14 protein-coding genes and 1 tRNA gene are annotated in these 14,106 nt (G+C 71.5%); 4 read left to right on the plus strand and 11 right to left on the minus strand.

Going from position 1 to position 14,106, the window contains the following annotated elements; translation table 11 throughout:
* The first annotated feature begins 20 nt into the window (after positions 1-20).
* Positions 21-974: an EamA family transporter gene (locus tag VIP82_RS21125; protein WP_331912276.1), complete on the plus strand. Its 954-nt coding sequence runs from the start codon at positions 21-23 to the stop codon at positions 972-974.
* 31 nt (positions 975-1,005) lie between these two features.
* On the opposite strand, the gene VIP82_RS21130 is transcribed toward VIP82_RS21125, so the two are convergent.
* Together VIP82_RS21130 and VIP82_RS21135 are read right to left on the minus strand one after the other, a co-directional pair.
* Positions 1,006-1,401 carry a hypothetical protein gene (locus tag VIP82_RS21130; protein WP_331912278.1) on the minus strand — a complete coding sequence of 132 codons (396 nt, stop codon included), beginning with the start codon at positions 1,399-1,401 and terminating at the stop codon, positions 1,006-1,008.
* Positions 1,402-1,459: 58 nt separating this feature from the next.
* Positions 1,460-1,532, minus strand: a tRNA-Thr gene (locus VIP82_RS21135).
* 256 nt (positions 1,533-1,788) lie between these two features.
* Here VIP82_RS21135 and VIP82_RS21140 point away from each other — a divergent pair.
* The 3 genes from VIP82_RS21140 (at position 1,789) to VIP82_RS21150 (ending at position 4,468) form a co-directional block, all read left to right on the plus strand.
* A complete protein-coding gene (locus tag VIP82_RS21140; protein ID WP_331912280.1) occupies positions 1,789-2,691 on the plus strand; it encodes a MetQ/NlpA family ABC transporter substrate-binding protein in 903 nt (300 codons plus the stop codon).
* Positions 2,692-2,778: 87 nt separating this feature from the next.
* Positions 2,779-3,816: a methionine ABC transporter ATP-binding protein gene (locus VIP82_RS21145; protein ID WP_331912282.1), complete on the plus strand. Its 1,038-nt coding sequence runs from the start codon at positions 2,779-2,781 to the stop codon at positions 3,814-3,816.
* Positions 3,809-4,468, plus strand: a complete 660-nt coding sequence (locus tag VIP82_RS21150) for a methionine ABC transporter permease (RefSeq protein WP_308869958.1) — start codon at positions 3,809-3,811, stop codon at positions 4,466-4,468. The genes VIP82_RS21145 and VIP82_RS21150 overlap by 8 nt, the downstream gene beginning before the upstream one ends.
* 107 nt (positions 4,469-4,575) lie before the next feature.
* Here VIP82_RS21150 and VIP82_RS21155 read toward each other — a convergent pair whose 3' ends face one another.
* The 9 genes from VIP82_RS21155 to VIP82_RS21195 form a co-directional block, all read right to left on the minus strand.
* Positions 4,576-6,162 carry an alpha/beta hydrolase gene (locus tag VIP82_RS21155; protein ID WP_331912284.1) on the minus strand — a complete coding sequence of 529 codons (1,587 nt, stop codon included), beginning with the start codon at positions 6,160-6,162 and terminating at the stop codon, positions 4,576-4,578.
* Positions 6,159-7,376: a DNA polymerase III subunit delta' gene (locus tag VIP82_RS21160; protein WP_331912286.1), complete on the minus strand. Its 1,218-nt coding sequence runs from the start codon at positions 7,374-7,376 to the stop codon at positions 6,159-6,161. The genes VIP82_RS21155 and VIP82_RS21160 overlap by 4 nt, the downstream gene beginning before the upstream one ends.
* Positions 7,377-7,420: 44 nt before the next feature.
* Positions 7,421-8,050: a dTMP kinase gene (tmk, locus tag VIP82_RS21165; protein WP_331912329.1), complete on the minus strand. Its 630-nt coding sequence runs from the start codon at positions 8,048-8,050 to the stop codon at positions 7,421-7,423.
* Positions 8,051-8,094: 44 nt separating this feature from the next.
* Complete coding sequence (gene topA, locus VIP82_RS21170) at positions 8,095-10,821, minus strand: type I DNA topoisomerase (RefSeq protein ID WP_331912288.1); 2,727 nt, start codon at positions 10,819-10,821, stop codon at positions 8,095-8,097.
* Positions 10,822-10,888: 67 nt separating this feature from the next.
* Positions 10,889-11,206 (minus strand): helicase, encoded by a 318-nt coding sequence (locus VIP82_RS21175; protein ID WP_331912290.1) that lies wholly within the window; start codon positions 11,204-11,206, stop codon positions 10,889-10,891.
* Between the two features lie 121 nt (positions 11,207-11,327).
* Positions 11,328-11,663, minus strand: a complete 336-nt coding sequence (locus tag VIP82_RS21180) for a TadE family type IV pilus minor pilin (protein ID WP_331912292.1) — start codon at positions 11,661-11,663, stop codon at positions 11,328-11,330.
* Positions 11,660-11,902, minus strand: coding sequence for a DUF4244 domain-containing protein (locus tag VIP82_RS21185; protein WP_331912294.1), 243 nt, complete (start codon positions 11,900-11,902; stop codon positions 11,660-11,662). Before VIP82_RS21185 ends, VIP82_RS21180 begins: the two co-directional genes overlap by 4 nt.
* A gap of 110 nt (positions 11,903-12,012) precedes the next feature.
* Complete coding sequence (locus tag VIP82_RS21190) at positions 12,013-13,065, minus strand: type II secretion system F family protein (protein WP_331912296.1); 1,053 nt, start codon at positions 13,063-13,065, stop codon at positions 12,013-12,015.
* Complete coding sequence (locus VIP82_RS21195) at positions 13,047-13,979, minus strand: TadA family conjugal transfer-associated ATPase (protein ID WP_331912331.1); 933 nt, start codon at positions 13,977-13,979, stop codon at positions 13,047-13,049. Before VIP82_RS21195 ends, VIP82_RS21190 begins: the two co-directional genes overlap by 19 nt.
* Between the last annotated feature and the right edge of the window lie 127 nt (positions 13,980-14,106).

Genomic DNA, 14,106 nt, shown 5'->3' on the forward strand with positions numbered 1-14,106 from the left:
GCCTCCTATGCTGGGTCGCGATGCTCTCCGCCGCGCTCGCCCTCATCGGCGCCGTCGTCTACGGCTCCGCGGACTTCCTCGGCGGCCTGGCCGCGCGGCGGCTGCGCTCCATCGTGGTCACCGCCGTCGCGGCTCTGTCCGGACTCGTCGCGCTCGCGCTCGTGCAGCCGCTGGTCGGCGGCGTGTGGACGGCCGCCGACGTCGCGTGGGGCGTCCTCGCCGGGATCGTCGGCGTCGCCGCCGTCGCCCTGCTGTACGCCTGCCTGGCGATCGGACCGATGAGCATCCTGTCGCCGCTGACGGCGGTCGTCTCGGCCATCGCTCCGATGCTGTGGGGTCTGCTCGTCAAGGGCGATGCGCTCGCGCCCATCGGCTACGCCGGGCTGGCGGTGGCCCTGGTCGCCGTCGTACTCGTCGGCTTCATCCCGGGCGAGAGCATCGTGCGACCGAACCCCCGCGGACTCGCCATGGCGGTCGGCGCCGGACTCGCGATCGGAGCCTTCCTGATCATCGTCGACCAGACCTCCGCCGACAGCGGCCTCGTGCCCCTCGTGACCAGCCGCGCCACCAGCGGTGTGATCACCGTCGCCGTGGTCGGCATCCTGGCCCTCGTGGCCATGCGCCGGGGTGCGCCGGCGCGCTCCGTGCTCGCCGTCGCAGGTCCGCCGCTCGGAGCGATGCCGAGCGGGCACGCGGATCTCGAGCACGCGGCGGAACCGGGCCGCATGACGACGACGGCGCGGTGGGCGTGGACGCTCGCCGTCCTGTGCGGAATCGCGGATGCCGTCGCCAACGCGCTCATGCTCGTCGCGCTGCGCGCCGGCGACCTCGCCGTGGTCTCGGCGCTCACGGCGCTGTACCCCGCCGGCACGATCCTGCTGGCCGCGATCGTCCTGCGCGAGCGCGTCGCCGCGATCCAATGGGTGGGTCTGGGTCTCGCCCTCACCGCCGGAGGCATGCTCGCCGTCGCGTAGGCAGCTGCGGCCCCTGACCGCGTCCGCGCGATCAGCCGCGCGCGAACAGCATGACGAGCGAGGTCACGAGCGCGACCACGCCGAGCGCGAGCATCCCGCCCGCGAGGAGCGCGACCGCGCGCACCGCCGGCGAGCCCTGGGTCAGCCGCATCCGGTTGAGGGATCCGCGACGGACGAAGATGTCGGCCATATCGGCATCGCCGATGTGGTGCTCCTGCTCGTGGGTGAGGTGCGCCTCCCCCACGCCGCCGTCCTCGTCGAACCAGCGGACCAGACGGCCGTGGGCCGATGACTCGACGACGGCCCGCACCGGCACCCAGGTGCCGTCGAACAGGTACATGATCAGCGCGATCCCGGCGAGCAGTGCACCGATGCCGAACCCGACCCACGAGAAGATCTCGGCGAGGGCGTCGATCGCCTGGGACACCGCACCACCGTCCTTCACATACGGAAAACGGCCGCTGCCCGCGGCCGTTCCGGTTCTGAGCCACCTAAGGGAATCGAACCCTTGACCTATTCATTACGAGTGAATCGCTCTGCCGACTGAGCTAAGGTGGCGCGCCTCGCTCGCGCGATGCACAAGCAACGATCTTACAGGGTCTCGCGAGTGCTCGCGAACACGAGGGGTCCTCAGGGGTCGTGCTGCGGCACGACAGGTCGCCGCCCGCTCGGTGTCGACGTGTTACGGCCCGGTTCGAACGAGCGGCGCGCGCCACGTAGGTTCGAACGCGGTCCGCGACGAAGCGTGCGCGGTCCCGTGGATCGTGCGCGCGGCCACCCGCCGACACGGGCCTCGATCCACAGGAGCACGCACATGTCCACGCCCAAGAAGCTCATCGCCACCGCAGCCCTCGCGCTGCCCCTCGCCCTCCTCCTCGCCGGCTGCGCCGGAAACGGGACGGATGCCGCCGCCGGCGGGTCCGCCGACGACGAGGTGGTCCGCATCGGCGTCGTCGACTCCGGCGACCCGTACTGGGAGACCTACAAGGAGGCGGCCGCCGACGAGGGCATCGAGATCGAGCTCGTCAACTTCAGCGAGTACACGCAGCCGAACCCCGCCCTCTCGGCCGACGAGCTGGATCTGAACCAGTTCCAGCACATCATCTACCTCGCGACCTACAACGTGCAGAGCGACGACGACCTGCAGCCGATCGGCGCCACCGCGATCTACCCGCTCGGCCTGTACTCGTCGCAGTACGCGTCGGTCGACGACATCCCCGAGGGCTCCACGGTCGCCGTGCCCAACGACGAGTCGAACCAGGCCCGCGGGCTTCTCGTGCTGCAGTCGGCCGGACTCATCGAACTGGCCGACGGCGGCTCGGTGTTCTCCACCGTCGCCGATGTGCTCCCCGAGTCGAAGGTGAAGGTCGAGGCGCTCGATGCCGCGTTCACCGCGACCTCGCTGCCCGACGTCGCCGCGTCGATCGTGAACAACGACTTCCTCGCAGACGCCGGCCTCACGCCCGAGGACGCCATCGCCACGGACGACCCGTCGGACCCGAGCGCCTTCCCGTACATCAACATCTTCGCGGCCAAGGCCGAGGACGCCGACAACCCGACGTACCTCAAGCTCGTGGAGATCTACCAGAACACGCAGGACGTGCTCGATGGCGTCGTCGAGGCGTCGGGCGGCACCGCCGTGCTCGTCAAGACGCCCGTCGACGAGCTCCTCACGTCGCTCACCGACGTCGAGGACGACATCCGCGCCAACTCGTAAGACCGCCACACCGCGGCACTCGCCTGTGCGGCCCGCCGGCGCCTCGTGCGCCCGGGCCGCACACGCGCGTCCCGCCGAGGAGCACCCATGACCCTCATCCGCCTGAACGGCGTGACCAAGACCTTCCCGGCGTCCGCCAAGGACGCCGCGCCGATCGTCGCCGTCGACGACGTCTCTCTCGACGTCGCGGCCGGCGAGGTGTGCGGCATCATCGGCTACTCCGGCGCCGGCAAGAGCACGGTCCTTCGCCTGGTGAACGCGCTGGAGACCCCGACCGGCGGCACCGTGGAGATCGACGGCCGCGACATCACCCGGCTTCGCGAGCGCGAACTGCGGGAGCTGCGCGGCGACATCGGCATGATCTTCCAGCAGTTCAACCTCTTCGACTCGCGCACGGTGGCGAAGAACGTCGCGTACCCCCTCGAGGTCGCCGGGCGACCGCGGGCCGAGATCGCGGCGCGCGTGGACGATCTGCTCCGCTTCGTCGGTCTGGCCGACAAGGCGCGCAGCTACCCGGAGCAGCTCTCGGGCGGGCAGAAGCAGCGCGTCGGCATCGCCCGGGCGCTCGCGACGAGCCCGCGCATCCTGCTCGCCGACGAGGCGACGAGCGCCCTCGACCCCGACACGACGCAGGAGGTGCTCGCCCTCCTCGCTCGCATCAACGCGGAGCTCGGTGTCACGATCCTCGTGATCACGCACGAGATGGACGTCATCCGCACGCTCGCCGACCGGGTCGTCGTGATGGAGAACGGCCGCATCATCGAGAGCGGCGCGGTCTTCGACGTACTGTCGGCGCCCCGTCACGCGGCCACGCGCCGGTTCGTCGCCAGCATCATCGAGGACGTGCCCGCCGGCGACCAGCTGCGCACGCTGCGGGATCGCCACCCCGGGCGGATCGTGACGTTCACCGTGCGCGAGGGCGATGTCACTCAGGCGGACGTGTTCGCCGCGCTCTCGGCGCACGGCGTGCGGTTCGAGCTCATCCACGGCGGGATCAACGACATCGCCGGGCGGGTGTTCGGGCATCTCACCCTGGCGCTGACCGGAGACGCGGACGCCGTGCAGCGGGCGATCGACGCCGCGTCGGCGTTCGCGCCGCTCATCGAGGAGGACGCCCGTGGATAGGCTCGTCGATCTGCTCCCCGAGCTCTGGGCCGCGACGGCCGAGACCCTCTACGTGGTGTCGCTGAGCCTCGTGTTCGGCGGCATCGCCGGCCTGTTCGTCGGGTTGGCCCTGTACGCGACGCGACCGGGGAGCCTGTTCCCCAACCGGTTCCTCTTCGGGACCATCAACGTGATCGTCAACTTCTTCCGCCCGATCCCGTTCGTGATCCTGCTCGCCGCGGTGCAGCCGATCGCCCGCAGCGTCGGCATCCCCGGGATCGGACCGGAGTTCGGCATCTTCGCGATCACCATCGCGTCGCTGTTCGCGATCAGCCGCATCGTCGAGCAGAACCTGCTCACCGTCCGCCCCGGCGTCATCGAGGCGGCCCGGGCCACGGGCGCGAGCCGTTCGCGCATCCTTCTGCGCCTGCTCCCCCGTGAGGCGCTGGGTCCGCTGATCCTCGGCTACACGTTCATCGTGGTGGCGCTGGTCGACATGACGGCCATCGCCGGCGCCGTCGCTGCCGGCGGCCTCGGCGAGTTCGCGATCGTCTACGGCTTCAAGCAGTTCAACCCCTGGGTCACCTGGGCGGCCGTGCTCGTCATCATCGTGATCGTGCAGGCCGTGCAGTTCATCGGCAACGCTCTCGCCCGCCGGGTGCTGCGGCGCTGAGTGCTCCGGCGCTGAGTGCTCCGGCGCTGAGCGCTGCGGCGGCCCCGCCGCCATGAGAGAAGCGGATGCCGCGTGCTGCGGCATCCGCTTCTCTCATGCGTCGGGAGTCACTCGCAGCGCAGGCCGTCCTCGGGCGGTGTGCCGTCGAGCAGGTAGGTCTCGACCGCGGAGTCGACGCACGCGTTGCCCTTGTTGTAGCCGGTGTGGCCCTCGCCGACACGGGTCACCAGGACGCCGGACGACAGCTGGTCCGCCAGCGATACCGACCACTCGTACGGCGTCGCAGGATCGTTGGTCGTGCCCACGACGACGATCGGCGCGGCGCCCTCGGCCGTGATGCGCTCGCGGACGCCGGTCGCGGGGTACGGCCAGACCTCGCAGGGGTCGGGCCCGCTCCAGTACGGTGCGACCGTCGGCGCCTCGGCGGCGAGCAGCGCCTCGGCGGCGGCCTGCTCCTCGTCGGTCGCGTCGACCGGATAGTCCATGCAGTTGTACGCGCGGAAGGCCTCGGTCTGGTTGTCGAGGTAGGCGCCGTCCTGACGGTTGTAGTAGAAGTCGGCGAGCTGGAACGCCACGTCGGCGTTGCCCTCGAGCACGTCGCTCAGCGCCGTGGTCAGGTAGCCCCAGCTGTCCTGCGAGTACAGGGCGGCGACGATGGCCGTCATGAGCGAGTCGGCGCCCAGCAAGCGCCCGTCGCCGTTGGTGATCGGGTCGCGGTCGACGCTCGCCAGCAGTGTCCCGAGATCGGCCATCGCCTCGTCCACGGTGCCGCGGAACGGGCACTCGTCGTCGGTCAGGCAGTCCGCCATGTAGGCACGAAGGGCCGATTCGAAGCCGATGCCCTGGGTGATCCCGACGTCGAGCCCCGGGATCGAGGGATCGATGGCGCCGTCGAGCACGAGGCGCCCGACCTTCTCGGGGAACAGCTTCGCGTACGTGGCGCCGAGGAACGTGCCGTACGAGTAGCCGAGATAGTTCAGTTCTTTGTCGCCGAGCACCGCGCGGAGCAGATCCATGTCGCGGGCGGCGTTGTCGGTCGTGATGTACGGCAGGATGCCGTCGCTGTTCGCCTCGCACGCCGCGCCGAACTCCTGGTGCCGGGCCAGCAGCTCTTCACTCCAGGCATCCGTTCCCCGTGCGTCCTGCGGGATGTCGAAGAGGTACGCGTCCATCGCGCTCGCGTCGAAGCAGGTGACGGCCGTCGACTCGCCGACGCCGCGCGGATCGAAGCCGATCACGTCGAAGCGCTGGCGCACCGGGTCGCTCACGGCGAACGAGACCGAGTCGCGGATGAGCCCGACGCCGCTCGCACCCGGCCCGCCCGGGTTGGTGAGCAGCGACCCGATGGGCTCGCCGCTCCCCTCGGCACGGCTGCGGATGACGGACAGCTCGATCTCGCCCTTCGACGGGTCCGCCCAGTCCAGCGGAGCGGTCACCGCGGTGCAGTCGAAGCCGTCGCAGTCGGTCCAGGCGAGGTCCTGCTCGTAGAACGGCAGCAGGTCGGCCGGCACACCGTCGACATCGGCCGCCTTGCTCGACGTCGGACGCGGCGACGCGTCGGGGATCATCGCGGAGAGACACCCGCTCAGCAGGACGGATGCCGCAGCCAGGCCGGCCACGATGGCAGCGACCCTCGTCCGCGTGCCGAGCCGGGAGAACGGCGATGGCCGGGATCGGCCGGGTGTGGGGTTCACGGGGTCCTTCCGCTTGCGACGGTGACGAGCATGCTCTCCAGCGCCAGCGCCGGCGCGGCATTCAGTTCGAGGTTCTCGCGGGTGACGCCGATGCGATCGACGACGGTCAGGGTGCGCTCAGGCGTCCAGGCGGCGGCGAGCGCGCGCAGCTCGGGCTCGAGCTCGCGGTTGATGAGGACGGCGTCGCGGCCGAACTGCAGCATCAGCACATCGCGGAACATGGACTCGAGGTCGGTGAGAACGCGATCGATGCCGTCGCGCAGGCTGCGCGTGGCGCGGCGCTTCTGATCGTCTTCGAGCGCGGAGAGCTGTGAGCGCACGGCCGGCGGGATCGCAGCGCCCTCGGCGATGCCGAGGGTGCGCAGGAGTGAGGCGCGCTCCGCCTCGTCGCGTTCCGCCGTGAGAGCCTTCGCGTCGTCGGTCGCCGCCGCGACGATGGCTCCCGCCACCTCGACGGCGTCGCCGACTCCGCGCACCGCCAGGACCCCGCGCAGCGTGGCGTCGCGGCGGGCGCGGGCTGCGGCATCCGTCGCCAGTCGCTGGGCCATGCCGATGTGACGCTGTGCGTGTCGCGCCGACTGCTCGGCGATCACCGGATCGACGGCGCTCCGCCGCACGATGAGATCGGCCACGTCGGCGATGTCGGGCTCCCGCAGCCGCAGCGTCCGCACGCGCGAGCGGATCGTGGGCAGGAGGTCGGCGTCGCTCGGCGCGCACAGCACCCACACGGTTCGCTCGGGAGGCTCCTCGAGCGCCTTCAGCAGAACGTTCGACGTGCGCTCGGCCATGCGGTCGGCGTCTTCCATGACGATGACCCGGTAGCGGCCCAGCGATGGGGAGAAGTACGAGCGCTCGACGAGTGCCCGGGCGTCCTTGATGGAGATGATGACGCCCTCGGTGCGCAGCGCCGTCAGGTCGGGATGGGTGCCCGCCAGCACCTGCTGCATCGCCCGCTCGTCGCCCGGCTCGGCGATGAGGGCCGCCGCGAACGCATGAGCCAGCGTCGAGCGGCCCGACCCAGGTGGCCCCGTGATCAGCCACGCGTGCGTCATCGACGCGGGATCGGATGCCGCCTCACGCAGCGCGGCGACCGCCTCTGGCTGCCCCCAGACGTCGCCCCACGGGAGGCTCGCGGCCGCGTCGCCGTCGTCTGCGCCTCCCCCACCGGTCGTCGACGCGTCGTCCGCAAGGGTGACATCGGCGACCGGCTCCATGCGGACCAGCCTAACCGCGACCTCCGACGACCAGCGCCGTGGGCTCAGGCGAGAAGGGCGGCCACGTGCCCGCGCACGGCGGCTGCGAGCTCGTCGGCCGGAAGGGACGCGTCGAGCACGAGGAAACGGGCGGGCTCGGCGGCCGCGAGGGCCAGGAACTCCTCGCGCACGCGTGCGTGGAAGTGCTCCTTCTCGGCCTCGAGCCGGTCGAACGGCTTGTCGTCGGCGTCGAGCCGGGCGCGCGCGGTCGCCGGATCGAGGTCGAGCAGCACGGTCACGTCGGGCAGCAGGCCCTCCGTCGCCCACAGCGACAGCTGGCGCACCTCGTCGCGGCCGAGAACACGTCCGGCGCCCTGGTAGGCGACGGACGAGTCCAGGTAGCGGTCCTGGATCACGACGTCGCCGCGCGCGAGCGCGGGACGCACCAGCGTCTCGACGTGGTGCGCGCGGTCCGCGGCGTACAGCAGGGCTTCGGCGCGGGCGGCGACCTCGCCGCGGTGGTGCAGGACGATGTCGCGGATGAGCACGCCCACCTCGGTGCCGCCCGGCTCGCGGGTGCGCACCACGGTGCGCCCGGCATCCGTCAGCCACTCGTCGAGAAGCGCCGCCTGGGTCGTCTTGCCGACCCCGTCGCCGCCCTCGAACGTGACGAACAGTCCCGTCGCCGACGGCAGCCCTTCGGCGGGCTCAGGAACCGATCGGGGCGCGGTATCCGCCGTCACTTCTTCGCCGCGGGCTTGCGCGTCGTCGTCGTGCGTCGTGCCGGGCGCTTGGCCGGGCCCTTCGCCCGCTTGTCGGCCAGCAGCTGCACCGCCCGCTCGAACGTGACCTCCATCGCGTCCTCGCCGCGCGGGATCGTCGCGTTCGTCTCACCATCGGTGACGTACGGTCCGAAGCGGCCGTCCTTGAGCTTGATCGGCTTGCCGCTGGTCGGGTCCGCCTCGAACTCCTTCAGCGCCGAGGAGGCGCCGCGGGCGCCGTACTTCGGCTGCGCGTAGACGGCGAGCGCCTCTTCGAGCGTGATGTCGAAGATCTGCTGCTCGCTCTGCAGCGTGCGCGAGTCGGTGCCCTTCTTGAGATACGGCCCGTACCGGCCGTTCTGCGCGGTGATCGGCTCCTGGGTCTCGGGGTCGAGTCCGACGGTGCGCGGGAGGTCGAGCAGCTGCAGCGCGGTGTCGAGGTCGATGGTGTCGACCGACATCGACTTGAAGAGCGACGCCGTCCGCGGCTTGGGCGCGGCCTCCTTCTTCGCGCCGCGCTTCTTCGGCGCGGGCGCTTCGACAGGCTCAGCGACCGGAATCACCTCGCCGGTCTCCTCGTCGACCTCTTCCGCCGCCGGCGGGTCGGTCTCCTGCACATACGGGCCGAAGCGACCGTCCTTCACGAGCACGAGCTTGCCGTTGGCGGGGTTCTCGCCCAGCACGCGGTCGCCTGCGACAGGTGCGTCGATGAGCTCCTGCGCGCGGGCCGGGGTCAGCTCGTCGGGAGCGAGATCCTCGGGGATGTTGACGCGGCGGGGCTCGGCATCCGGATTCTCCTTGTCGGGCACCTCGAGGTACGGCCCGTACTTGCCGAACCGCAGGGTGGCCACGTCGCCGATCGGCGTGGAGTTGAGCGCGCGGGCGTCGATCTCGCCGAGGTTCTCGACGATGTTGCGAAGACCCACGTGGTCGGTCGAGCCGAAGTAGAACTCCTGCAGCCAGTCCTGTCGCTTCTGCTCGCCGCGCGCGATGGCGTCGAGGTCGTCCTCGAGGGCCGCCGTGAAGTCGTAGTCGACGAGGTCGGCGAAGTGCTGCTCGAGCAGGCGCACCACGCTGAACGCGAGCCAGCTCGGGATCAGGGCCTGGCCGCGCTTGGTGACGTAGCCGCGGTTGAGGATCACGTCGATGATGCTCGCGAAGGTCGACGGGCGGCCGATGCCCTTCTCCTCGAGCGCCTTGACGAGGCTGGCCTCGGTGTAGCGGGGCTTGGGGCTCGTCGAGTGTCCCTTGGGCTCGACCTCGCGAAGCCGCAGCACGTCGCCCACGGCCATCGCGGGAAGCGCCTGGTCATCGGACTTGTCGGCGTCGCTGCGCTTCTCGTCGCGGCCCTCTTCGTAGGCCTCGAGGAAGCCCTTGAAGGTGTAGACGGTTCCGGACGCCGTGAACTCGGCACGACGGCCGCCGGCCGCGACCTCGAGGGTCACGGTCGTGGTCTCGTACTTCGCGTCGGACATCTGGCTGGCCATCGTGCGCTTCCAGATGAGGTCGTACAGCCGCAGCTCGTCGCGGTCGAGCTGACTCGACACGTCGGACGGCGTGCGGAACGTCTCACCGGACGGGCGGATCGCCTCGTGCGCCTCCTGGGCGTTCTTGCTGTTGTTGCGGTAGGTACGCGGGTTCAGCGGCACCGACGCGGCGCCGTACATCGCGACCGCCTGCTCGCGCGCGGCCTGGATGGCCTGCGTCGACAGGGCGGTCGAGTCGGTGCGCATATAAGTGATGAACCCCTTCTCGTAGAGACGCTGCGCGACGCCCATGGCGTGCTTGGCGCTCATCGAGAGCTTGCGTCCGGCCTCCTGCTGGAGGGTGGACGTCGTGAAGGGCGGCTTGGGGCTGCGGGTTCCCGGCTTGGACTCCAGAGCGGTGACGGATGCCTCGGCCGCCGCTTCGATGGCCGCGGCGAGCTCGCGCACCTGCGCCTCGTCGAGGACGACGACGGCCTTCTTCAGCTGGCCCTTGTCGTCGAAGTCGGTGCCGCGGGCGAGCACTGCACCGTCGACGCGCGCCAGACGGGTCGAGAACGACTCGTCGATCCCCTGCGGGCGGTTCGGCGCGGCGAGAGCTTCGATGTCCCAGTAGGACGCCGAGACGAAAGCCATGCGCTCGCGCTCGCGGTCGACCACGAGGCGCGTGGCGGCCGACTGCACACGGCCGGCCGAGGTGCCCTGCTGCACCTTGTACCAGAGCACGGGGCTGACGTCCCAGCCGTACAGGCGGTCGAGGATGCGCCGCGTCTCCTGCGCGTCGACGAGTGCGAGATCGAGCTCGCGCGTGTTGCCGACGGCGGCCTGGATGGCGTCCTTGGTGATCTCATGGAACACCATGCGCTTGACCGGGACCTTCGGCTTCAGCGTCTGCAGCAGGTGCCACGCGATGGCTTCGCCTTCGCGATCTTCATCGGTGGCGAGCAGGAGCTCGTCCGCCCCCTTCAGCGCGCGCTTGAGCTCGGCGACCGTCTTCTTGCCGCGCTCGCTCTCGACGTAATAAGGGTCGAAGCCGTTCTCGACGTCGATCGAGTACTTCCCGTACGCCTGCTTCTTGTCTGCCGGGATGTCGCGCTTATCCGCGAGGTCGCGGATGTGACCGACCGAGCTCAGCACCTCGTAGCCGTCGCCGAGATACCCCTGGATCGACCTCATCTTCGTCGGTGACTCGACGATGACGAGCTTCTTGCCTTCTGCCAACGGGGGCGTCCTTTCTTCGACGCAAACCATACACGCCAGTTATCGGTACAGGCGCTGTGAGCCGGGATCACGGCGGCGGGCCCGCCCGTGCCGCGGCCTGTGCGGTGATCGGTCCCAGCTGCGCCGAGACCGTGATCGTCGCGATGAGCCCGTCCAGGTCGCACGCCTCCACGGCCGCTCCGAACGTGCCGGCCACCTCGGCTGCACGGTGGCACGGGACTCCCGGGATCGCCCCGGATGCGGCATCTGCGGCGGCGAGCGCCCCGGCGTCGGCCGCGGATGCCAGTCGCTGCCCGACGACCGCCGCGCCGCCGACCATCGCGAGACCTGATGCGAGGACCGCCGCGGCGGCCACGATACCGGTCACCGCCGTCGTTCCCGGCATCAGCCGCCCCCGCACTCCGTGCGGGCACCGCGCGGCGGAGCAGACACGTCGCTTGGCCGACCACGCCGCGGAGCGCACACGTCGCCCCTCGCGGCGGGCGACAGGCGACCCGCTCGCCGTTTCATAGGCCGCCGCCCAGCGCGCAGCCGGTGGCGGTGATCCGGAGCCCGAACAGCGCCGACGCGGACGCGCTCACGCACACCAGATCGCCGCGCGCGGCGATGTCGACGGATGCCCCGGCCACCGCCGCCGACACGGCCGAGCGTGCACGCTCGTCGGACTCGCCGCGCGCGCTCAGGCGGGCGGCGTCCGCGACGGCATCCTGCAGTCGCACCTGCCGGGACGCGCCGGCGAGCGCTCCGACTCCGACGACCAGCACGAGGACGAGAGCGGGGAGCGCGACCGCGAACTCGGCGACGACCGACCCGCGGTCGTCGCCCAGCCGCGGACGGGTCATGCCACCGTGAGCGCGCGCCGGACGAGGTCCGTGAGGATGCCGCGGACCTCGTCGCTGCGCATGATGACGACCAGGAGGCCGGCGAACGCCACGGCCGCCATCGTCGCGATGGCGTATTCGGCCGTCGCGGCGCCCGTGTCGTCGGCCGGCGCGCCGCCGACGCGCTGCGGCCGGAAGAGGCGCTCCGCACGTCGACGGGTGAGAGGCGGCAACGACGGCGTGCTCCAGGGGAAGGACATGATTTCTCCGTTCGATGAAGGGGTGTGCGGGCACGGTCTGGAAGATTGGGACGCGGTGAGCGGAGCGGCGGGAGTCGCGTGCCGGGCGGCGGCGTCCGGCGCCGACGCCGTCACAGCGAGACCGACATCGTCGACATCACGCTCAGCATCATCGGGGCGACTCCGAGCAGGAGGAACGCGGGCAGCGTGCAGACTCCGAGCGGGAGCAGCAGCCGCGATGAGAGTCGCGCGACCCGCAGCCGTCCGTCGATGCGGGCCTGGTGGCGCGCGTGGGCGGCGGATGCGCGCAGCAGCTCCACCGCCGGCACGCCGGCTGTGCGGGAGAGCGCCAGCACGGCGTCCACGTCATCGCTTCTTCGTTCAGGCGCGGCGACGTCACGCGGTGCGCGCGCCGGCCCGGTGCCGGACCTTTCGGCGGTCGCCGACCCGGCGGAGCGGGATGCGCGGGCATCTCGCACGACCGAGCGCGCCCGATCGATCGAGACACCGCCTGTCAGCGCGATCGCGATCAGCTCGGCGTCGAGACCGGGGATGTCATCGGACGCGCGCGCGCCGCGCACCAGACGCGATGTCCAGCGTTGCGCCACCACCATGAGGATCGCCCCACCGGCAAGGCAGGCGAGACCGAGCGGGCTGGTGAGGAGCGTCCCGAACGTGTCGAAGCCCAGCGCTGCTCCCAAGCCGACCGCCACGAGCGGCAACCAGCTCATCAGCCGGGCCGTCCCGGCCGGTTCGGCGAGCGCGACACGCACATCGTCGGCGGCCTCGTGCGCGTCGCGCAGCGCGACGGCCAGCCCGCGCAGGCACTCGGCGAGGGGCGCTCCGACGACGAGGGCGACCTGACAGGCCGCGCCGACATCGGGCCAGGCACCCGTCCCCGCCGTGGCAACCGCCTCGGACAGTGGCATCCCGGCGTCGATCGACGTCACGACCAGCGCCGCCGAAGGATCACCCGAGTCGGCGAGGTGCTGCCACGCTCTAGCGGGCGACACCCCCGCCTGCAGCAGCACGGCGAGCCTCAACACCGTCTCTGCGACATCCGCCGCCGGCGCCGCGGCCGGCTGCCCGCGACGCCGCAGCAAGCGCCTCCGCGACGCCGCACCGCCGAGCCGGTCCGCCGGATCGGACGCCGGCTCCGCGCGCGTCATCGTTCCCCGTCCCATCGCGCCTCCTCGATGGCGAGGCGACCGTCGCCACCCACCACCGGCCGCCCGGCCGCGACGATGCGGCGTGTTCCGTCAGGGCCTCTCTCGACGTGCAGCACGAGCCCGATGGCGCTGGCCGCCTGGCGCCCCAGGGCACGATCGTCGAGCCCCGCGAGTGCGGCGAGCGCTTCGAGCCGCGCGGGCACGTCCTGCAGGCTGTTCGCGTGCACCGTGCCTGCGCCGCCGTCGTGACCCGTGTTGAGCGCCGAGAGCAGCTCCCGCACCTCGTCACCCCGGCACTCGCCCACCACCAGCCGGTCGGGGCGCATGCGGAGGGCCTCGCGCACCAGGCGTGCCAGGCCGATGCCACCGGCGCCCTCGATGTTGGGCTGCCGCGCCTCCAGCCGGACGTGATGCGGGTGCGCGATCCGCAGCTCGGCGACATCCTCGATGGTGACGATCCGCTCGTGCTCGGGAGCCTCCGCGAGCAGCGCGGCGAGCAGGGTGGTCTTCCCGGCGCCTGTCGCACCGGAGACCAGGAGATTCGCGCGCCCCGCGATCGCCTCTCCGAGTCGGCGCCGCATGGTCTCGTCGAACATGCCCGTGCCCTGCAGGTCGTCCAGCGTCGCGACCTCCAGGCGCGGCACGCGGATCGAGAGGACGGTCCCCTCGGGCGCGATCGGCGGCAGCACGGCGTGCACGCGGATGCCTCCCTCGAGCCGCACGTCGACGCACGGCGTCGCGTCGTCGATGTGCCGCCCGCCCGCTCCGATGAGAGCAACGGCGAGATCGCGTACCTCTTCTTCTGTAGCCCGCCACTCACGTGCCGCGACGACCCCCGCACCGCGATCGACGAAGAGTCCCGTACCGCCGTTGACGAAGAGGTCCGTGACGTCGGGATCGTCGAGGTAAGCCGCGAAGGGGGCGAGCACAGCGGGCCGGTCGACCGCGGTGCTCCGCGACCGCGGTGCCGCGTCGCGGGGATCGCGCGGGCCATCACTGCGCGGGAGCGGTGACTCCGAGCCGCCCCGATGCAGGCCCGCGGGCGCCGCGTCATCC

The sequence above is a fragment of the Microbacterium sp. genome (genome assembly GCF_036566905.1).
In the GTDB taxonomy this organism is placed as follows: domain Bacteria; phylum Actinomycetota; class Actinomycetes; order Actinomycetales; family Microbacteriaceae; genus Microbacterium.